15 protein-coding genes are annotated in these 19,803 nt (G+C 69.3%); 7 read left to right on the top strand and 8 right to left on the bottom strand.

Going from position 1 to position 19,803, the window contains the following annotated elements; genetic code table 11:
• Nucleotides 1-39 precede the first annotated feature (39 nt).
• Nucleotides 40-876, bottom strand: coding sequence for an alpha/beta fold hydrolase (locus tag NDR87_RS17155; protein ID WP_251914173.1), 837 nt, complete (start codon nucleotides 874-876; stop codon nucleotides 40-42).
• A gap of 289 nt (nucleotides 877-1,165) precedes the next feature.
• Here NDR87_RS17155 and NDR87_RS17150 point away from each other — a divergent pair, with 289 nt between their 5' ends.
• Both NDR87_RS17150 and NDR87_RS17145 read left to right on the top strand, forming a co-directional pair.
• Nucleotides 1,166-1,897, top strand: a complete 732-nt coding sequence (locus NDR87_RS17150) for an alpha/beta hydrolase (protein ID WP_251914174.1) — start codon at nucleotides 1,166-1,168, stop codon at nucleotides 1,895-1,897.
• A 238-nt stretch (nucleotides 1,898-2,135) separates the two neighbouring features.
• On the top strand, nucleotides 2,136-3,389 hold the full coding sequence (locus NDR87_RS17145; protein ID WP_251914175.1) for a lipase family protein: 1,254 nt from the start codon (nucleotides 2,136-2,138) through the stop codon (nucleotides 3,387-3,389).
• 9 nt (nucleotides 3,390-3,398) lie between these two features.
• Here the strand turns inward: NDR87_RS17145 and ychF are convergent, their stop codons facing one another.
• Nucleotides 3,399-4,478: a redox-regulated ATPase YchF gene (gene ychF, locus NDR87_RS17140; RefSeq protein WP_251914176.1), complete on the bottom strand. Its 1,080-nt coding sequence runs from the start codon at nucleotides 4,476-4,478 to the stop codon at nucleotides 3,399-3,401.
• A gap of 26 nt (nucleotides 4,479-4,504) precedes the next feature.
• Entirely contained in the window at nucleotides 4,505-5,128 is a 624-nt protein-coding gene (locus tag NDR87_RS17135) for a TIGR03086 family metal-binding protein (RefSeq protein WP_251914177.1), read from the bottom strand.
• Between the two features lie 178 nt (nucleotides 5,129-5,306).
• On the opposite strand from NDR87_RS17135, the gene NDR87_RS17130 reads away from it, so the two are divergent.
• Entirely contained in the window at nucleotides 5,307-6,710 is a 1,404-nt protein-coding gene (locus NDR87_RS17130) for a tetratricopeptide repeat protein (protein WP_251914178.1), read from the top strand.
• Nucleotides 6,711-6,714: 4 nt separating this feature from the next.
• On the opposite strand, the gene NDR87_RS17125 is transcribed toward NDR87_RS17130, so the two are convergent.
• From NDR87_RS17125 to NDR87_RS17115, 3 genes are all read right to left on the bottom strand, one after another.
• Nucleotides 6,715-7,557, bottom strand: coding sequence for a carbohydrate ABC transporter permease (locus tag NDR87_RS17125; RefSeq protein ID WP_251914179.1), 843 nt, complete (start codon nucleotides 7,555-7,557; stop codon nucleotides 6,715-6,717).
• On the bottom strand, nucleotides 7,551-8,456 hold the full coding sequence (locus NDR87_RS17120) for a carbohydrate ABC transporter permease (protein ID WP_251914180.1): 906 nt from the start codon (nucleotides 8,454-8,456) through the stop codon (nucleotides 7,551-7,553). Before NDR87_RS17120 ends, NDR87_RS17125 begins: the two co-directional genes overlap by 7 nt.
• 155 nt (nucleotides 8,457-8,611) lie before the next feature.
• Entirely contained in the window at nucleotides 8,612-9,874 is a 1,263-nt protein-coding gene (locus tag NDR87_RS17115; protein WP_251914254.1) for a sugar ABC transporter substrate-binding protein, read from the bottom strand.
• A gap of 325 nt (nucleotides 9,875-10,199) precedes the next feature.
• On the opposite strand from NDR87_RS17115, the gene NDR87_RS17110 reads away from it, so the two are divergent.
• The 4 genes from NDR87_RS17110 to NDR87_RS17095 all read left to right on the top strand — a co-directional run bounded on the left by NDR87_RS17110 (nucleotide 10,200) and on the right by NDR87_RS17095 (nucleotide 14,961).
• Complete coding sequence (locus NDR87_RS17110; protein ID WP_251914181.1) at nucleotides 10,200-12,494, top strand: carbon starvation CstA family protein; 2,295 nt, start codon at nucleotides 10,200-10,202, stop codon at nucleotides 12,492-12,494.
• Complete coding sequence (locus NDR87_RS37760; RefSeq protein ID WP_308212107.1) at nucleotides 12,425-12,781, top strand: YbdD/YjiX family protein; 357 nt, start codon at nucleotides 12,425-12,427, stop codon at nucleotides 12,779-12,781. The genes NDR87_RS17110 and NDR87_RS37760 overlap by 70 nt, the downstream gene beginning before the upstream one ends.
• A 159-nt stretch (nucleotides 12,782-12,940) precedes the next feature.
• Entirely contained in the window at nucleotides 12,941-14,455 is a 1,515-nt protein-coding gene (locus NDR87_RS17100) for an AlkA N-terminal domain-containing protein (protein WP_251914182.1), read from the top strand.
• Nucleotides 14,452-14,961 (top strand): methylated-DNA--[protein]-cysteine S-methyltransferase, encoded by a 510-nt coding sequence (locus tag NDR87_RS17095; RefSeq protein WP_251914183.1) that lies wholly within the window; start codon nucleotides 14,452-14,454, stop codon nucleotides 14,959-14,961. The genes NDR87_RS17100 and NDR87_RS17095 overlap by 4 nt, the downstream gene beginning before the upstream one ends.
• A gap of 213 nt (nucleotides 14,962-15,174) precedes the next feature.
• Here NDR87_RS17095 and NDR87_RS17090 read toward each other — a convergent pair whose 3' ends face one another.
• Entirely contained in the window at nucleotides 15,175-18,498 is a 3,324-nt protein-coding gene (locus tag NDR87_RS17090; RefSeq protein ID WP_251914184.1) for an AAA family ATPase, read from the bottom strand.
• A gap of 61 nt (nucleotides 18,499-18,559) precedes the next feature.
• Complete coding sequence (locus NDR87_RS17085) at nucleotides 18,560-19,729, bottom strand: exonuclease SbcCD subunit D (protein ID WP_251914186.1); 1,170 nt, start codon at nucleotides 19,727-19,729, stop codon at nucleotides 18,560-18,562.
• Nucleotides 19,730-19,803: the final 74 nt, after the last annotated feature.

Genomic DNA, 19,803 nt, shown 5'->3' with positions numbered 1-19,803 from the left:
AGTGCGCGATACCGCAGCGAAAAGCGTTGGTTCGGTGCGTTATCGAGGCGATGAGCTTTGCGGACCGGCGGCCGCGATCTCTGCGACAGCGGCGGCGATGGTGCGGAAGTCCTTGCGGAGGATGGCGCCGTGGTTGCTGGTGACCTTCGCGCTGAGGCGGATGTTCGGATTGCGCGTGCACACCGCGTCGAGGCCGGCGCGGATTCGTTCCTGCTCGTCGCCGCGGCTTCCGAACGACGTCCCGGAGGCGACGACATATCGCGTCGGAACGACGATCCGGTCCAGCACGGGGCCCAGCTCCCGCTCGCGGGAGAGCCTGCCGAGTTCGATATTGCTCTCGGCCATCTGGGCGGCATTCATCCGCGGAGTCAGTCCCGTCGGGCGCAACAGCGGCATGACCACGTTCAGCCGCTTGAACAGCTTGCGGATTCGCTTCTCCATGGCCTCGTCGAGCCAGTCGTAGGGAAACGCGCCGTCGACCAGGACCGCACCCAGGGCGCGGTCCGGATTCCGGGCGGCCCAGTGCGCCGCGACGACCGCTCCGTAGGACCAGCCCACCACCAGCGCCCGGTCGATGCCTCGAGCCGCGAGCACCGCGTCGACGTCGCGGACGGCGGCCTCGAAGGAGTAGTCGGCCGAACGCTTCGATTTGCCGCGAGCCCGCTCGTCGTAGGTGATGTGCCGAAATCGGGGGCCGAGTTCGGAAAGGACACGCCGCCAATAACCCTGAGTGGCGAACTGGCCGTTGCAGTAGACCACGGGAATTCCCGAACCCCCGGTGTCGGTGATGGCCAGCGCCGTATCGTCGACCGGCACCAGGCCGGTCCAGGCCGAAGCGGTCGAGGTGCTCTGAAACTTGTTCGCTGTGCTGCTCATGTCGACAACTCTCACCAGCCCGGCTGATACCGACCTGATACCGCCCTGACACATCCACTGACACGGTGTTCATCCCGGTCACGGCACCGGAGAATCCGAATCCGAGGGTGTGCGAAAACCTGTTGGCAGACCACGGCGACCGCTGCTACTTTTCCGGAAGGCCGTGCCGGAGAACGAGGAGGTGGTACCCGTGAACGCAGTATCGACATGGGTGCTCCCCGCTGGGGTCACGGTCGGGCGATAGGTCGTCCGGGAGCGCCGCTCGAGCGCACTCCCGAAAGACACGACCATGCAATTCATTTCCGAACAGCGCCTCGACGACGGCGTCCTCGAACGCGGATTCACCCTCGGCGAGATCCCCGGCATCCTGTGGACGCCCGAATCCCCCTCCGCACCGGCCCCGCTGATCCTGCTCGGCCACCCCGGCGGGCTGCACATGATGTATCCCCGGCTGGTGGCCCGGGCCCGGTACGCCGCGGCGGAGGGCTTCGCCACGGCCACCATCGAGCTGCCCGGGAGTGGTGAGCGGCCCCGTTCCGCCACCGCCGAACAGGCCCGCGCCGACCTGCGCCGAGCGGTTCACGCCGGAGAACCGGTCGACGACGAGATCGTCGACCGGCTCGTCCTCCCACTGGTCGACAAGGCGGTCCCGGAATGGCGGGCCGCCCTGGACGCCCTCCTTGCACTGCCCGAGATCGGCGGCCCGGTCGGGTACTCGGGAGGGGTGATCGCCATCGGTGTCCGGCTGGCGGTGGTCGAGCCGCGCATCTCGGCCGCCCTCCTGTTCGCCGGGAGTTTCGTGCCCCGCAGCATGTTCGAGGAGGCCCGGCAGGTCACCATTCCGCTGCAGGTCCTGCTGCAGTGGGACGACGAAGGGAACGACCGGCAGCAGGCCCTGAACCTGTTCGACGCCTTCGGCTCCAAGGAGAAGACGCTGCACGCCAATATGGGCGGGCACACCGGCGTCCCGCAGTTCGAGGCGGACGACGGGAACCGGTTCTTCGCCCGGCATCTGAAGTGAGGTCGGGGTCGCGGGTTTACGACGGCTAATGGCGGGCAAACCGCACGCGTGAACTCTCGGCACGCGACGAACGTTGCGGTCTGCCCCGGCCCTGCGCTGGGCATGGCCGACGCGGTCGCGATGGTGCGCTGCTCCTGGGCGCGCAGGTTGGAAGACTTCTTCCGACCAGATGACCACCGTCGCGTCGACGCGTAGGCGCGGCGTGGACTAATTCTGCCTGAAAAGGAGGATGGGTCAGTTGAGAGCGTCGCAGGTTACCTTTCGTAGGCCGCTCGGCCTGCTGGCCGCCGCAGTGGCGATTGCCGGTTCGCTGCATGCGATCTCGTCGGTCGACGCGTCGGCGCAACCGCCGCTGCCCGTGGACGATCCGTTCTACGCACAGCCGGATTCGCTGGCCGGGCGGGCGATGGGTGAGGTGATCGACAGCCGCCCGGTCACCCTTCCGGATTTTCCGAGCTCGGTGGCGTTTTCAGCCTGGCAGCTGAAATACGTCAGTCAAGACACGAAGGGGAAGCCGTGGACGACGATGGCGATCGTCCTGCGCCCGGAACGCCGTGTCGAGCCACCGGTACTGATCTCGGATCAGGCGTGGATCAACTCCCTGAATTCCCGCTGCAACCCGTCCTACCTCATGCGTCTGAATGCCAACCGGCAGGGCACCATACGCCTGGAGGAGCAGAATATCGCGGCCGAACTCGAACGCGGCTGGACGGTCGTGGTGCCGGACTTTCTCGGCCCTGAACCTCAGTTCACGGCGGGTTACGTCGAGGGGCGCAACACACTCGACGGCATTCGTGCCGCCGAGAACTTCGCCCCCGCCGGACTGCTCGGGACCGCGACACCGGTACTGCTGTACGGCTATTCCGGTGGCTCTCGTGGCACCGAGTTCGCCGCCGAACTCGCACCGACCTATGCGCCGGAACTGAATATCCGGGCCGTCGCGGCCGGCGGGCTGCCCACCGATTTGGCCGGGACCGCTCGCCTCGTGAACGGCGGATTCTTCTCCAGCCTCACCATGGTGGCCGCGCTCGGTATCGACCGCGCCTACCCCGAACTGAATATCCGCTCTTTCGTCCGCGACCCGGCGTTGATAGAAGAGATCACCGGCTCGTGCTACGTCGACCTCGGACAGAAATACGCGTTCACACGCCTACAGGACTACACCGTCAATGGCGTCTGGCCGCTGGACACACCGGCCATCGCAGCGGTCGTGGAGAGTCTGCGGGCCGGTCGCTACGGAACTCCGGCCGCGCCGCTGTATCTGGTCAGCGCGGTGATCGACGAGATCGCCACGGTCCCCGACACCGACCGCCTCGTCGCCGACTACTGCGCCCGAGGTGTCGACATCACCTATACCAAATTCCCTGTCGCCGAACATGTCTCGGCCGAATTCGAGTCCTTCTCGGGATCGCTGGACTGGCTCGCACAGCGGCTGTCCGGCGCTGCCACGACCTCCACCTGCGGGGCACCTGGCAACGTCCGGATGGGGTGAGGAGACGGCCTAGACGTTGAACCGGAACTCGACCACGTCCCCATCGCTCATGACGTAATCCTTCCCCTCCATCCGCACCTTCCCCGCGGCCTTCGCCGCGGCCATCGAGCCGGCCTCGACGAGGTCGTCGAAGGCGACGATTTCGGCCTTGATGAAACCGCGTTCGAAGTCGGTGTGGATGACGCCGGCGGCCTTGGGGGCGGTGTCGCCCTGGTGGATGGTCCAGGCGCGGGCCTCCTTGGGGCCCGCGGTGAGGTAGGTCTGCAGGCCCAGGGTGTGGAAGCCGGCTCGGGCCAGGGCGTGTAGGCCGGGTTCGGATTGGCCGATGGATTCGAGGAGTTCGCGGGCCGATTCCTCGTCCAGTTCCAGCAGTTCGGCCTCCACCTTGGCGTCGAGGAAGACCGCGTCGGCGGGGGCCACCGCGGCCCGCAGCTCGGCGAGTTTGGTCTCGTCGGTGAGGACGGACTCGTCGGCGTTGAAGACGTAGAGGAACGGCTTGATGGTCAGCAGCGACAGCTCGCGCAGCAGGTCTGTGTCGAGCTGGTCGCGCACGGAGAACAGGGTCTTGCCGTCGTTGAGGATGTCCTGGGCGGCCTTGGCGGCGTCGTAGGCCGGTTTGCGGTCCTTCTTGACCTTGGCTTCCTTCTCCAACCGCGGGACGGCCTTCTCCAGGGTCTGCAGATCGGCGAGGATCAGCTCGGTCTCGATCACCTCGATATCGGCCAGCGGATCGACGCGGCCGTCGACGTGGACCACGTCGTCATCGGCGAATACGCGCACCACCTGGCAAATCGCGTCGGCCTCACGGATGTTGGCCAGGAACTTGTTGCCCAGCCCGGCGCCCTCCGACGCACCCTTCACAATGCCCGCGATATCGACGAACGACACCGTCGCGGGGACGATCCGCTCGGAGTTGAAGATCTCGGCGAGCTTGGCCAGCCTCGGATCCGGCAGCGGCACCACGCCGACGTTCGGCTCGATGGTCGCGAACGGGTAGTTCGCCGCCAGCACGTCGTTCTTGGTCAGCGCGTTGAACAGCGTCGACTTTCCGACATTGGGTAGGCCGACGATTCCGAGGGTGAGACTCACGAGAGCAAGAGTCTACGCGGCCGCGATCAGGGCCGCGGATTGCGACCCAGGTAGCGCAGCAGCCGCTCGACCGCGGTGGCGTCCGCCTCGGTGTCCAGCGCCGCGGCGAACACGCCGAACTGCCGCAACGGGTCGACCAGCCCGGTCGCCGCGATGAGGAACACCGTGGCGAGTTCCTCGGTCAGCGGCGAGCGCTGTCCGGTCGCGACGGCGATGTCCCAGGCGTGCACGGCCGCGTCCAGACCGCACATCACGGCCGCCACCGGGGTGGGCAGCTCACCGTGCGGCAGCGGGGTCGGCACCGTCGCGGTGTCCTCGCCGACGCTTCCCCACGCCGCGGCCGCCTCGTCGACGGCGGTGGCGATCAGAGTGGCCGCCTGGCCGTCGATGGTGCCCGAGGGCGCGAACGGGTCGTAGTCGGGCCCGCCGCCCACCCCGAGCGCATGCGCGTACAGGCGCTGATCGGCCGCCGCGTGCTGGATCACCTGCGTGACCGTCCACTCCGAACACGGCGTCGGCAACTGCCACTGATCCACACCGATACCGGAGACCACATCGACCAGCGCCCGGTGCGCATCGACGAGGACCCCGCGCCAGACGGAGGCCAGGGCGGCGGCCGGATCGGCGGCGGTCTGCGGGATGGTGCTCATCGGGTCGTGCCTTTCACCGTGTTTCCTTGTCGCACACAGCCTATGCGCACGCACCGACAACTCCTGTCACCGCCGGGACTTACGATCGAGACGACGGTCACGGCGCAGGTGTGATCGCGGGTTCGAAAGGGGGACGGTGATGGCGGACACCTCAGGGTCGCCACCGGAACGAGTTTTGTTGGCGCAGGCGCTTTCCGAGCTGTCCCGGCAGCTGGGCGCCGCGGCCGACCAGGCGAGCGGCGGTGGCGGACCGGTACTGGAACCGCGCGCGGTGGAACTGACCGTCGGCCTGACGATCGGCATCGACCAGGGGCGCCCGCGACTGTGGGTCGCCGGTTCGGGCGGCGCGGCGGCCGACGAAACCGCCAGGCACACAGTGAAGCTCACCCTCTCGCCGGGTCCCGCCCGGCCGGGTGCCGAACTCCCGGAGGCGGCGCGGTCACCGGCCGCGGCCCCGTCCCGGCCGACGCAGCCGTATCCGGATCCCGAACCCGCACAGGACGAATCGACCACCCGGACCGATCACCGAGCCGAGGTCGTCGCGCTCTACGCGCGCCTGCTGGCCGACCGCGAGCGCACCCTCGGCCCGCTGCATCGCGACACGCTGAGTTCGGCGGGCGATCTCGCGCGCGTGTACCGCGAGTCCGGACAGCTCACCGAGGCGATCGACCTGTACGAACGCGTGGTCGCCGACTGCGCGGCCACCTTCGGTCCACACGATCGCGATACGCTCGGCCTGCGCGCCAATCTGGCCCGCACCTACCGCAACGCCGGTCGCATGAGCGAGGCGGTGGAACTGTACGAACGGACCGTCGCCGACAGTGAACAGGCCTTCGGCGCCGAACATCCGGATACCCTCGCCGCCCGCCACAATCTCGCACTCGCCTATCGCGAGGCCGACCGCCTGCCCGAGTCCATCGAGCTGTTCGGCCGCACCCTGGCCGACAGCGAGCGGATCCTCGGCGCGGACCACCCGACCACGCTGGTCACCGCCGAATGCCTGGCCGCGGCCTTCCGCGCGGCGGATCGCACCGACGAGGCCATCGATCTGAACGAGCGCATTCTGGCCGCCCGGGAACGAACCCAGGGCTCGGATCATCCCGACACCATCGACGCACTCGGCAACCTGGCCGACGACCATGTCGCCGCGGGACGCCTGGCCGAGGCCGTTGAGCTCTGCCGCCGCGCGCTGAGCGGCAGCGAACGCGCGCTGGGCGCGGACCATCCGGTCACCATCCGGGCCTGCGACAACCTCGCCTACGTGCTGCCGCGCGTGGACCGCGCCGCCGAGGCCGTCGAACTCTACGAACGGGTTCTCGCCTACCGTGAACGCGCGCTGGGCGCGGACCACCCCAGCACCCAGATCGCCCGCAACAACCTGGCCTTCGTCTATCACGAGACGGGCAGGTACCGCGAGGCGGTCGAGGCCTACGCCCGCACCGCGGCGGACCGCGAACGTCTGCTGGGTCCGGCTCATCCCGACACCCTGCGGGCCCGCGACCAGCTGGCCTACGCCTACGAGGCGGCGCTGCGCACCAACCCGAACGATCTGCCGAATCTGCCGGGCCCGCAGGGCGGTTGACCGCTCACCGCCCGCCCAGCCCCGACTGCGCGATACCGCGCACGAACGCCCGCTGGGCCAGGGCGTACACCACCAGCAGCGGCGCGAGCACCAGCAGTGCGGCGGCCATGAGAATCGGCCACTGGGTGTGATACTGCCCCTGCAGGCGGACCAGGCCCAGGGTGACGGTGGCGATGTCGTTGCGCTGGATCATCACCAGCGGCCAGAGGAAATCGTTCCAGACCGAGATCCAGGTGAGCACCGCCAGCACCATGACCGCGGGGCGGGCGTGCGGGAGCAGGACGCGCCAGAAGACCTGCCAGGTGCCGCAGCCGTCGAGGATGGCGGCCTCCTCGAGTTCCGCTGGCAGCGTGCGGAAGAACTGCCGCATGAGATATGTGCCGAAGGCCGAGCCGAACAGGCCCGGGACGATAATTGCCCAGGGCGTGTCCACCCAGCCGAAGGCCCGCATGAGCAGGAACTGCGGCAGGACCGTCACGGTCAGCGGAACCATCAGGGTCGCCAGATACGCCAGGAACAGCGCCTCGCGGCCCGGAAAACGCAGGCGCGCGAACGCGTATCCGGCCAGCGAGCAGAAGAACACCTGCCCCGCGGTGACACATCCGGCGTAGATCGCGGTGTTGAGCAGCATCCGGCCCAGCGGCAGCAGTTCGAATACCCGGCCGTAGTTGGACCACTGCGGATGTTGCGGGATCGGGGCCGGATCGCTCACCGCCCCACGGCCTTTCAGCGAGGCCGACAGCGCCCAGAGGATCGGCCCGACCGCGCACCAGGCGATGAGCACCAGCACCGCGTAGATCGCCAACCCGCGCAGCGTGCGCCCGAGGATCGCCCGCTCGGTCACCACGGCTCGGTCTCCCGGCGCGACAACCACAGTTGGATCAGCGTCAAGACCAGCAGCAGTGCGAATATCACCCAGGCCAGCGCGGCGGCGTAGCCGACCTCGTAGAAGCGAAAGGCATTTTGGAACAACATGATTCCCAGCACGTAGGTGGCGGTGTCCGGCCCGCCGTTGCCGTCGGTGAGCGCATAGGCCTGATCGAACGCCTGCACGGTGTTGATGATCGTGATGACGAAGACGAACGACAGCGCGCCGCGAATCAGCGGGACGGTGATCGAGCGGAAGCGCCGCCACGCACCCGCCCCGTCGATCCGCGCCGCCTCGTAGAGCGTTACCGGAATCCCCTGCATGGCGGCCAACAGCACGACCGTGGCGAACGGCACGCTCTTCCACACCGTCACCAGGCTCAGCGACAGCAGCGCCCACGCCGGGTCGGTCAGCCACGGCACGGGTTTCACCCCGAACCAGCCCAGCAGCAGATTCACCAGCCCGTCGTCGGTGGTGAGCAGGAACCGCCACACCACCGCCATCGCCACCGTCGAGGCCACCAGCGGCAGGAACGCCAGGGTGCGAAACAGCCCTATCCCCCGCAGTTTCCGGTTCAACGCGACCGCCACGCCGAGGCTGATCGCCACCGTCGGTACCAGCGTCAGCACGGTGAACACCGCCGTATTGCGCAGGGCGATGTAGAACAGCGGATCGCCGAGCAACTGCCGATAGTTTCCGAGGCCGGCGAATCGCATGGGTCGGAACAGATCCCAGTGCTGGAAGCTCAGATAGAGCGAAAAACTGAGCGGGAACAGCATGAACACCGCGACCGCCGCCAGATTCGGCGCGACGAAGCCGACACCCGCCCGCGCCCGCCGCCGCGCCAGGGCCGATCGGCGCCGCCGAGGTTCCGGCACCGCACCGACGGTCGAGCCGCTCCGCCGAGCCTCCGACACCGCGCCCGACAAACCCCGCCGCGATCGCGCCGCCGCGACGACGTCCGACCGCCGTGCGCGCGAACCCGCACCCGCCGACGACCACGCGCCATCTCGGGCGGCTCGCATGCGGCCGCTCACACCCGCTCCCGCAGCAGCACATCGACATCGGCGGCCGCATCCGCCAGGGAATCGGCCGTGGCGGCCCCGCGCAGCACCCGATTGCAGTGCCGGGACAGCAGGGCGTCCACCTTGCCCCAGGCGGGCGTGATGGCCAGCGGGCGGGAGTGATCGGGCCCCTCGGTGAACACCGCGAGATTGCCGATGCGCTCGTGGGCCCGGGCGAAGCCGGGCGAGTGCATGGCCGAACGCAGCACCGGGACGAACAGTCCGGATGCGGCGATGATCGCCTGCCCCTCCGGGCCCGTGGCGAATTTGAGGAATTCCCAAGCCTTTTCGCGGCGCGGGCTGGCGGCGGCGATGGCCAGGCCGGTACACCCGACATCGGTGATCGCCCCCGGACCGCCGTGCGGTCCCACCGGCAGCACCGTCACGTCGAAGTCGAGTCCGTCGCTGTCGGCGAATTCCGAATACAACCAGTGCCCACCCAGCAGCATCCCCGCCCGCCCGCTGGCGAACAGGTCGTAGGCCGAAACCGATTGCCGGTCGGCGATAGTGGGCGCGACCCGATCGCGCAGGGCCAGGTCGGCGTAGAACTGTACGCCCTCGGCGAAGCGCGGATCGCCGATATTGGTGCGGACCGGCGCGATCGGCGGGCTGAACCATTCGGCGCCGTTGTTCATGCCGAAGCAGGCCGCCGAATAGCTCGGCACCCAGCCGTCGACGAAACCCCACTGCCGCACCCGGCCGCTCTGGTCGCGGTGGGTCAGTGCCTGGGCGGCAGCGCGGAATTCGGCATAGCTCCAGGCCTCGTCCCAGCGCCGCGGCGCGCGAATACCGGCCCGCTCGAACGACTTCCGGTTGTAGTAGAGGAACACTCCGGACCACTGTTCGGGCAGCGCGTACTGGCCGCCGCCGTAGCCGAAGGTGCCGTAGAGCGGTGCGTAGCTGTCCGCGCGCAGGGCCGCGGCGTAGCCGGGTTCGCGCCCGAGCAGGGTGCGCAGGTCCAGCAGTACCCCACGTTCGGCCAGGCCCGCGTACAGCAGTTCCCAGGCCATCAACACATCCGGGCATTTGCCGCCCGCGCAGTAGGTCAGCATCTGCTGCAGCGGGTCGGGTCCGGACATGATGGTGCGAATCGCGATGCCCGGGTGGCGTTTGCGGAACTCGTCGATGATGCGCAGCCGGGCCCGCGCCTCCTCCGGACGGGCCTGGAAGAAGAAGGTCAGCGCGTCGTCCTCGGCCCCGCAACCGGCGGACAGCAACGGTGCGGCCACCATCGCTCCGAGCAACGTCCGGCGATGCACGATGACCTCCCTCCGCGACGACTACCAGGACAGCGGCGGGCGCGGCAATAGCGCCGCGTACCGGCACCGCAGCATACGCAGGATGGGAAGAGAAGACCGGCAACACGCGGGCATCGGCGATCCACCCCCGTGCCCGATTCCAGAATTTGAGAAAGTGATGTGCAACATGTGAGATGGGCGTGCGACCATACAGACCGAATGTTCGGACTTGGTCAAGTCGGACCCGCACGCGCGTCGGTTCGGCTACGTTGTGTCCGTTTCCGCAAGACCTAGCTAGATATACGGGAGGGTAGCTCGCATGGCGACCATCGAATACCTCCGAACGGATCCCGACCTACCTCCCGTGGGCGTGGTGGATCGTTCGCGCATCACACCGGCGAAGAAGGCGATCTTCCTCGTCATCGCGGTACTCGGTGCGGTCGCCTGGGCGGTGCTGGCCATCGCCCGCGGCGAGAACGTCAACGCGGTCTGGATCGTCGTCGCGGCGGTGTGCACCTACATCATCGCCTACCAGTTCTATGCCCGGCTGATCGAGTACAAGATCACCAAGCCGCGTGACGACGTCGCCACGCCCGCCGAGGAATTGGAGAACGGCAAGGACTACATGCCGATGGATCGGCGGGTCCTGTTCGGTCACCACTTCGCCGCGATCGCGGGCGCCGGTCCGCTGGTCGGTCCCGTTCTTGCCGCGCAGATGGGCTATCTGCCGGGCACGATCTGGATCGTCATCGGCGTCGTGCTCGCCGGTGCGGTGCAGGACTATCTGGTGCTGTGGGCCTCGTCGAAGCGGCGCGGGCGCAGCCTCGGCCAGATGGCGCGCGAGGAACTCGGCGCGGTCGGCGGCGTCGCGGCGCTGCTGGCCGTGCTGGTGATCATGGTGATCCTGCTGGCGGTGCTGGGCATCGTGGTGGTCAACGCGCTGGCGGCGACCAAGGGCGCGGATGGGCAGCTGCACGGCGGCAGCCCGTGGGGTGTGTTCTCGATTTCGATGACCATTCCGATCGCGGTGCTGATGGGTCTGTACCTGCGCTACATGCGGCCGGGTAAGGTCGGCGAGGTCTCGCTGATCGGCTTCGCGCTGCTGATGCTGGCCATCGTCTCCGGTCGCTGGGTCTCCGAATCCGGTTGGGGCCATGAGATGTTCACCCTGTCGGGCACCACCATCGCCTGGCTGCTGATCGGCTACGGCTTCGTCGCCTCGGTGCTGCCGGTGTGGCTGCTGCTCGCGCCGCGTGACTATCTGTCGACCTTCATGAAGATCGGCACCATCGTGCTGCTGGCTCTCGGCGTGGTGGTCACCATGCCCGTGCTGCAGGCCCCGGCGATCTCGCAATTCGCGCACAACAGCAGCGGCCCGTCGTTCGCGGGCAGCCTGTTCCCGTTCCTGTTCATCACCATCGCCTGCGGCGCGCTGTCGGGCTTCCACTCACTGGTCTCCTCGGGCACCACGCCGAAGCTGCTGCAGAAGCAGGCCCAGGCGCGCATGATCGGCTACGGCGGCATGCTGATGGAATCGTTCGTGGCGGTCATGGCGATCATCGCGGCCAGCATTCTCGATCAGCACCTGTACTTCGCGATGAACGCGGGCGCGGGCCTGACCGGCGGCACGGCCGAGGGCGCAGCCAACTACACCAACGGGCTCGGGCTGGGCGGCCCGCCGATCACCGGGGCCGAATTGGACCAGGCCGCCAAGGAGGTCGGCGAAACCAGCATCGTCTCGCGCACCGGCGGCGCGCCCACGCTGGCGGTCGGCATGGCCGAGGTGATGGCCCAGTTCATCGGCGGTACCGCGCTCAAATCGTTCTGGTACCACTTCGCGATCATGTTCGAGGCGCTGTTCATCCTCACCACGATCGACGCGGGTACCCGGGTCGCGCGGTTCATGCTGTCGGACACCCTGGGCAACCTGGGCGGACCGGCCCGCAAGTTCAAGGATCCATCGTGGCTGCCGGGTGCCTGGCTGTGCTCGTTCCTCGTGGTCGCGGCGTGGGGTTCGGTGCTGCTCATGGGTGTGACCGATCCGCTGGGCGGCATCTACACGCTCTATCCGCTGTTCGGCATCGCCAATCAGCTGCTGGCCGCGGTGGCGCTGACCGTGGTGCTGGTGATCGTGGTGAAGAAGGGTCTGATCAAGTGGGCGTGGATTCCGGCGCTACCGCTGATCTGGGATCTGACGGTCACCATGACCGCGTCCTGGCAGAAGATCTTCTCCGCCGATCCCAAGCTCGGCTACTGGAAGCAGCACAGCATCTACAGCGACGCGCAGGACGCCGGGAAGGTGCTGGCTCCGGCGAAGACCATGGCGGATATGGACAAGGTCGTGCGCAACACCTTCATTCAGGGCACCCTGTCCATCGTGTTCGCGGTGCTGGTGCTGATCGTCGCGCTGGTCGGCCTGATCGTGTGCATCCAGGCCTTCCGCAAGGGCGGCGGCCCCACCACCGAATCCCCGGAGGTGCCGTCGAAGATCTTCGGCCCCAAGGGCTTCCTGGCCTCCAAGGCCGAGAAGGAGGTGCAGCGAGAATGGGACGAGCTGGCCAAATCCGGGAAGGTGCGGATTCCGGGGGCCGCGCACGCGGTGGCCTCGGATTGACGAGGAGCGGTGCCGGCCCCGGGGGTTCGTCCACTGGGGGCGGCACCGGGTCGGCTGTCGCGGCGCGGGCGGGCGGGCGGGCCGGGGCGCGGCTCGCGCACGCGCTGTTGCGGGGCGCGCGTGGCGTGGTCTGGTACGTGAATTCGATTCTGGGGGGCCAGGATTACGCGCGGTATGTGGAGCATCTTCGGCGCAACCATCCGGGGTGTCCGGTGCCCAGTGAGCGGGAGTACTGGCGGGAGCGGCATGCGGCGGCCGATCGGAGTCCCGTCAATCGGTGCTGCTGAGTTGGCTGTCCGTCCGGCCGGGCGGGGGCCGCTGCCGCCGACGCCCGATGGCGGGCACACTCGTAGCTATCGATTCATAGCTAATAGACATCGCCATGAAACGTTCCCCGTCGGGGGTAGCTGTCTGTTTTCCGCTAGCGCGGATCGGCTCGGGCTGACATGGTGGACTGCGTGAGTGCGAACGGTCTGGACTTCGAGCGTTGTTACCGCGCCGTGGCGACCCGGGATGCCCGTTTCGACGGGCACTTCTTCACCGCGGTGCGCACCACCGGAATCTATTGCCGCCCATCGTGTCCGGCTATCACTCCGAAGCGCTCCAACGTCACGTTCCTGCCGACCGCGGCGGCCGCGCAGCAAAGCGGGTTCCGCGCCTGCCGCCGCTGCCTACCCGACGCCGCGCCCGGATCGCCGCTGTGGAACACGCGCGCGGATCTGGCGTCGCGGGCCATGCGGCTGATCGCCGACGGTGTGATCGAGCGCGGCGGAGTGCCCGCGCTGGCCGAGGCGCTGGGCTACTCGCAGCGGCAGCTCACCCGCGTGCTCACCGCCGAACTCGGCGCCGGGCCGCTCGCGCTGGCCCGGGCCCATCGCGCGCACACCGCCCGGCTGCTGATCCAGACCACGCGAATGCCGATGTCCGACATCGCCTTCGCGGCCGGATTCGCGAGCATTCGACAGTTCAACGACACCGTGCGCGAGGTGTTCGCGGTCAGCCCGACCGTGCTGCGCGAGGAGTCGCGGCGGCTGCGCGGAGACACGCTGCCCGCCACCAACGGCATGCTCACCCTGCGGCTGCCCTATCGCGAACCGCTGGACAAGCCGTGGCTGGAGTGGTTCCTGTCCGCGCACGCGGTGCCGGGCATCGAGCAGTGGGAGGACGGCACCTACACCCGCAGTCTGCGCACCCCGCACGGGCATGCGACGGTGCGGTTGAGTGTGCAGACCGGGCATGTGCGGGCCGGGCTGGCGCTGCACGATATGCGCGATCTGGCGCCGACCGTGGCGCGGCTGCGGCACCTGCTGGACCTGGACGCCGATCCGGTCGGCATCGACGAGGCGCTGGCGAGTGGGTTCCGGGGCAGCGGGCTCCCGCTCAGTCCCGGCATCCGGGTGCCCGGCTGCCTGGACGCGTCGGAACTGTTGCTGCGCACCATGATCGGGCAGCAGATCTCGATCTCGGCGGCGGCCACGCATACCGCCCGACTGGTCGAGGCGCTCGGGGAGACGGTGAGCGGGCCGGTGCCACGGTTGTTCCCCGCGGCCGAGGTGATCGCCGAACGCGGGGCCGAGGTGCTGACCGGGCCGACCCGGCGGACCACCTCGATCCTGTCCGCCGCGCGGGCGCTGGCCTCGGGTGAGCTGACACTGCACGCCGGTCGCACCGCCGCCGACGTGCGGCGCGACCTGCTGGCGCTGGACGGCGTCGGGCCGTGGACCGCCGACTATGTCACCATGCGGCTGCTGGCCGATCCCGACATCCTGCTGCATACCGATCTGGTGGTGCGGCGCGGGGCGACGCTGTTCGGGATCGATCTCGGCGAGACCGCGCGCTGGGCGCCGTGGCGGTCGTATCTGTCCATGCATATGTGGAAACGCGCACTGGCCGAGCGCACCAACGGCGCGGCGAACGGGTCCGCCATTCGAACCTCAGTGAAAGTGGGTGTGCAGCAATGAGTCTCGCCGAATACGCGACGACGACCACGCCGATCGGTCCGTTCACGACCGTCGTCGACGCCGAGGGCGCGGTGCTGGCCTCGGGCTGGACCGCCGACGCCGAGGGCCTGCGGCTGCTCATCCACCCCATCCTGCGCCCGACCGCGCTGCGGCAACGTGATTCGCTGGGTTCGGTCACCCGCGCGATCGAGACCTACCATGCCGGGGACGTTCTCGCGATCGACGACATCACCGTCCGGCAGCTGTCGGGCCCGTTCCTGGTGCACGCCTGGGAGGTGTTGCGCAAGATTCCCGCCGGAAGCCCGGTCACCTACACCACCTACGCCGAACGCTCCGGACGCCCCGAGGCCGTCCGTGCCGCCGCCAACGCCTGCGCCCGCAACGCCGCCGCGTTGTTCGTACCGTGCCACCGAGTGTTTCGCACGGATGGGTCGCTGGGCGGGTTCCGCTGGGGGCTGCCGGTCAAGCGGTGGCTGCTGGATCATGAGGGCAGCTACGCACCCTGACGGGTTGCACCGTGGCGACGGCCTGCCGGTCGGCAGACAAACAAACTCCCGCACCCTTTTCCGCGCTTAGCACCACTTACGGGCGTCTGGAAAGGGTGCGGGGCACGAGAAAGGGTGCGAAGGGTAGCCCCTGCCGACCGATAGGGTGCCCTCCTCGATCCCCGCGAGACGCACCCTGCTCGATCCCTTGCCCGGACGGAGTCCGGGCAAGGGTCAGGCGACGATCGTGCGTAGGTGGGAGCCCGTGGGGTCGCGGATGACGTGTAGGCGGCTGGGGATGCGTTGGCGCATTTCGTCGACGTGGGAGACGACGCCTACCACTCTTCCGCCGGAGCGGAGTTCGTCGAGGACGCCCATGACGGCGTCGAGGGTGTCGGCGTCGAGGCTGCCGAAGCCCTCGTCGATGAACAGAGTGTCCAGGGCCAGGCCGCCGGATTCGGCGGCCACCACGTCGGCCAGACCCAGGGCCAGCGCCAGGGAGGCCATGAAGGTTTCGCCGCCGGAGAGGGTTTTGGCGGGGCGGACGGCGCCGGTGTAGTCGTCGCGGATGTCCAGGCCCAGACCGCCGCGGCGGCCGCGCGGTCCGGCGGCGTCGGTGTGCACGAATTCGTAACGGCCACCGGACATTCGGCGCAGCCGCACCGAACCGGCCACCGCGACCTCCTCGAGGCGCGCGGCCAGCACATAGGACCGCAGCGACATCTTGCGATTGTTGGCTCCGCGACCGGCGACCACATCGGCGAGTTCGGCCAGTTCCTCGTGGGCGCGCTGCATGGGGGCGATGCGATCCACCGCGGCCCAGAGCTGACCGCCGAGCTCCTCGAGCTGGGCCACCCGCCGGGTCGCCTCGGCATGCGCGGCGACCGCCGCGTCCAGGCCGATACGGGCCTGGGCCACCAGGGATTCCACGGCCTCGAGATCACCGGGTTCGGTCGCGGCCGCGGCCTGGATCTCCGGCTCGGCCAGCACCGCCTCGGCGTGGGCGCGCATGCGGTCGGCGGCGACCAGTTCGGCCTCGATCTCGGCCTGCTGCTGCGCTGTGCGGGTGGCGGCGTCGACCACCTTCGCGTAGGCGGCCAGGGCCGCGTAGTTCGGCTCCGAGCCATCCTCCGCCACAACGGCTTCCGCCTCGGTGACGAGACCCGCCGTGCGGGCGGACTGTTCGACGCGCCGCGCCGCCGCGGTCAGATGCTCTCGGGCCGAGGCCGTTTCGGCACGGGCGGTGCGCAGGGCGGTGGCCTCGCCGATGAGGGTCTCCAGGCGGCCGCGGCGACGCTCGACCGTGCCGTCGGCACCGGCGGCGACCCGCAGGCGCTCGGTGACCTCGGCCAGTCGGCGATCCGCGGCCAGGATGCGCTCGGCCACGGCGCTGCGGCGGGTCTCCAGATCGCGCAGTTCGTCCTGCAGGCCGGTGTCCTCGGTGCGCAGGCGCGCCAATTCGACGGTCAGATCGTCGTGCCGGGCCGCCGTGGTGCTCGCGGATTGGTAGCGCGCGGTGGTGGCGTCGAGGGCCGCGGCCAACTCCGCACGGTCGCCGTCGCCGCCGCGTTCGACGAGCACCTCGAGCCGGCGCTGCAGCTCGGTGACCTGGGCGAGTGCGCGCTCGCGGGCGGCCTCGGCGCGGCGCTCGGCCACGACGGCCCGCTCCTCGTCCTCCTTCGAGGCGGCCGCGTCGACGGCCCGGGCCGGGGCCGGATGGTCGATCGAGCCGCAGACACCGCACGGTTCGCCCGCGGTCAACGCGCCCGCCAATTCGGCTGCCATTCCGGCCAATCGACGTTCCCGCACGTCGAGGGTGCGCTCCCGGGCGTCGATGTGCGCGACGCGGGCCGTCTCGTGTGCGGCCTCGGCTCGGCTCAACTCCTGGCGGGTCCGCACCAACTCCACCGCCGCCGCGGCCGCCGCCCGCAGGCGTTCGCATTCGGCCGCCACACCGGGCAGCTCGGCCATGGCGTCGGCGGCCTCGCGCAGGCGAACCTCCGCATTGCGGATGGCATCGGGCAGCTGGGCCCGGCGCGCCGAGACCTGCTCGATGCGGGCGGTCAGCCGTGCTTGCTCTTTGCGCATACCCGCGAGGTCCGACGTCAGTCGTTGCGCCGAGTCGGCGTCCACGCGGACCTCGTCGAGTGCGCCGATCTGGGCGGTCCAGCGCTGGATGGCGTGGTCGAGGCCGGGGGTTTCGGTGTTCGAAAGGAATTGTTGCGCGGTTGTTTTCGGTGTGACGGCTGGCTCGTCGGGCATCGCCGCGATGTCGAACAGGCCCGGCTCGCCGTCGCCTGGTGTCGTTGCGGGGTCGGCGATTTCGAGGGAGAACAGTCCCGGTGCCCCGTCGTGCTCGGCAGGCGGTTCGATATCCAACCCGTCGGCGGTCGGGAGTTCGCCCTCGGCCGCTGCGATGGCTCGCAGATCCTCGGCCGAGTCGGTGTCGGCGAGCTCTTCCGCTGCGAGATCCTGTGCTGCCCAATATGTGCCGGGCAGTTCGGCACCCGCCGGTTCGAGGAGCCGGGCGGCGAGATGTTCGGCGAGGGAGTGGGTTTCGTCGGTGCGGCGGCGCAGGGCCACGGCGGCGGATCGGGCCTCGGCCAGGGCGGTGGCCACCGGTTCGGCGCGGCGGGCGCGGTCGAGTTCGGCCTGGCGGCGGGCGCGGTGGTCGGCGGCGGCGGTGTACTCGGCGAGCTGGGCGCGGGCGGCGCCGAGGCGGCGGTGCAGCTCGTGCAGGCGACGCCGCTGTTCGGCGGCGGCGTGGGCGGCGGCCGAATCCTTTTGGCAGCGTTCGAGTTCCGTCGCGGTCTCGGTGGTGCGGGTGCGGGCGGCGGCGAGCAGTCGCTGCGACCAGTCCACGGCCTCCAGCGGACCGACCGTCTCGGTCGGGCCGACCCCGGCCGCGACGCCGACCTGCGCGATCAGCCGATCGATGCTCTGCCGCTGGGTCTCCAGTTCGGCCGCACTGTCCCGACGGCGCTGCGCCAGCCACTGCTCGGCCGTGCCGAAACGTTCGGTGTCGAAGAGCTTTTCCAGCAGCCGCTCGCGATCCTCGTTGTCCGCGCGCAGGAATCGCGCGAAATCGCCCTGCGGCAACAGCACGACCTGGAAGAACTGATCCGCGCTCATCCCGAGCAGCCGGATCACCTCGTCACCGATATCCGGTATGCGAGAGAGATTCTGACCCCGCCCGTCCAGCCACTCCAATGTCGCCGCGGCCTGCTCGGTGCGATACCCGCTCCCCCGCTTCTTCGGTCGCAGAAACTCCGGCGACCGAATCAACCGCAACCGCCGCCCACCCAGCGTCGCCTCCAGCAACACCCGCGGCGGCGTCTGCGGATCCGCGTGATCGGAATGCAGCCGCTTACTCTCCCCCCGCGCCCCCGGCACCCGACCGTACAGCGCGAAGGCAATGGCATCGAGCACGGTCGTCTTCCCCGCCCCGGTCTGCCCGTGCAGCAGGAACAGCCCGTCCGCCCCCAGCTCGTCGAAGTCGACGACCGCCGTCTCGGCAAAGGGCCCGAAGGCCGTCATCTCCAGCCGATGCAGCCTCACCCGCGGCCTCCGGTGGCTCCCGGCCGACGGGCGTCGATCCCGCGAGAAAATGGGGTTGTGGTCATGCCGTGAGCTCGTCGGCCATGGGGATGGTGTGCTCGGGGTGGGAGGTGGCTGCGGTCAGGGCTCGTTCGAGCCAGTGCAGTTCGGTGGGGGTGGGGGTGCTGCGGACGTCGGTGAGGAAGCTTTGGGCTATTTCGGTGTCGCGGCGGCCGTGGACTCGTTCGCGGTAGTGGAGGGGGGAACTGGCTTCGGGGCGGGACCATTCGACGTGGACGGCGTGGGGGAAGCGGGTGCGGAGGCGGCGGAGGGGGTCTACGGGGCGGGCGTGGTCGGTGAGGGTGGCCGAGACGTAGTGGTCCTCGTATTCGGAATGGGCGGGGTCGGCGAGCAATGTGTCCAGGTCGCCGGTGAGCTGGGCAAGGCCGCGAATCAGGGGGAGGTCGCGGCGGCGGACCCGGGCGAGGCCGGTGGCATCGAAATCCAACAACCACACGGCCTTTCGGTGCGAGCGCTCGGCGAAGGAGTACGGCAGGGGAGAACCGGAATAGCGGATGGAGTCGGTGAGCGTCTGCGGCGAGTGCAGATGGCCGAGGGCCACGTAGTCGACGCCGTCGAAGGCGCTCGCCGGGACCGTCTCGACGCCGCCCACCGAGATGGAACGCTCCGAACCGGTCGCCTCGCCGCCCACCACGAAGGCGTGCGCCAGCACTACCGAGCGGGGCGTGCCGCGGCGCGCGAGATCGGCGCGGACGCGCGCCATCGCGGCGTCGAGGATCTCGGCATGCGAACGTGCCTGGGGCACACCGAGTTCGGCGCGGGTGATCTCCGGCTCCAGGTAGGGGATGCCGTAGCAGGCGATCTCGCCGTGCTCGTCGGACAGCAGCACCGGCCGGTCCGCGTCGGCGACCGTGGTGCGCAGATGCAACCCACCGGCGGCGGCGAAACTGCCCAGCGCGCCGAGCCGCGTCGGGGAGTCGTGATTGCCCGACGTGGCGACGATCACCGCCCCGGCGGCACGAATCGCCTCGAAACCCCTGTTGCACACCGCGATCGCGTCGGCACTGGGAATCGAGCGATCGTACACGTCACCCGGCAGCAACACCGCGTCGACCCGCTCCTCGGCCACGATCTCGGCGATCGATTCCAGCGAACGCTCCTGGTCGGCAAGCAGATCGACGCCGTGGAAGGTGCGCCCGATATGCCAGTCCGAGGTGTGCAGCATCCGCATGCCGCGAAACCGTAGGCCATCGCACCGACAGAGTCGAAACCGCCGGGCCGGACCTGGCGCAAAAGCGCCACAAG

The organism is Nocardia sp. CDC159 (assembly GCF_023740735.1).
GTDB classification, from domain to species: domain Bacteria; phylum Actinomycetota; class Actinomycetes; order Mycobacteriales; family Mycobacteriaceae; genus Nocardia; species Nocardia pulmonis.
Note: the sequence above shows the minus strand (reverse complement) of the source record. Positions and strands in the feature narration are given on the sequence as shown.

Bases quoted from the DNA above. Each gene is read 5' to 3' on its own strand.
- NDR87_RS17155 (WP_251914173.1), bottom strand. From the start codon at position 876: ATGAGCAGCACAGCGAACAAGTTTCAGAGCACCTCGACCGCTTCGGCC.
- NDR87_RS17150 (WP_251914174.1), top strand. From the start codon at position 1,166: ATGCAATTCATTTCCGAACAGCGCCTCGACGACGGCGTCCTCGAACGC.
- NDR87_RS17135 (WP_251914177.1), bottom strand. From the start codon at position 5,128: ATGAGCACCATCCCGCAGACCGCCGCCGATCCGGCCGCCGCCCTGGCC.
- NDR87_RS17115 (WP_251914254.1), bottom strand. From the start codon at position 9,874: ATGGTGGCCGCACCGTTGCTGTCCGCCGGTTGCGGGGCCGAGGACGAC.
- NDR87_RS17110 (WP_251914181.1), top strand. From the start codon at position 10,200: ATGGCGACCATCGAATACCTCCGAACGGATCCCGACCTACCTCCCGTG.
- NDR87_RS37760 (WP_308212107.1), top strand. From the start codon at position 12,425: ATGGGACGAGCTGGCCAAATCCGGGAAGGTGCGGATTCCGGGGGCCGC.
- NDR87_RS17100 (WP_251914182.1), top strand. From the start codon at position 12,941: ATGGTGGACTGCGTGAGTGCGAACGGTCTGGACTTCGAGCGTTGTTAC.
- NDR87_RS17095 (WP_251914183.1), top strand. From the start codon at position 14,452: ATGAGTCTCGCCGAATACGCGACGACGACCACGCCGATCGGTCCGTTC.
- NDR87_RS17085 (WP_251914186.1), bottom strand. From the start codon at position 19,729: ATGCGGATGCTGCACACCTCGGACTGGCATATCGGGCGCACCTTCCAC.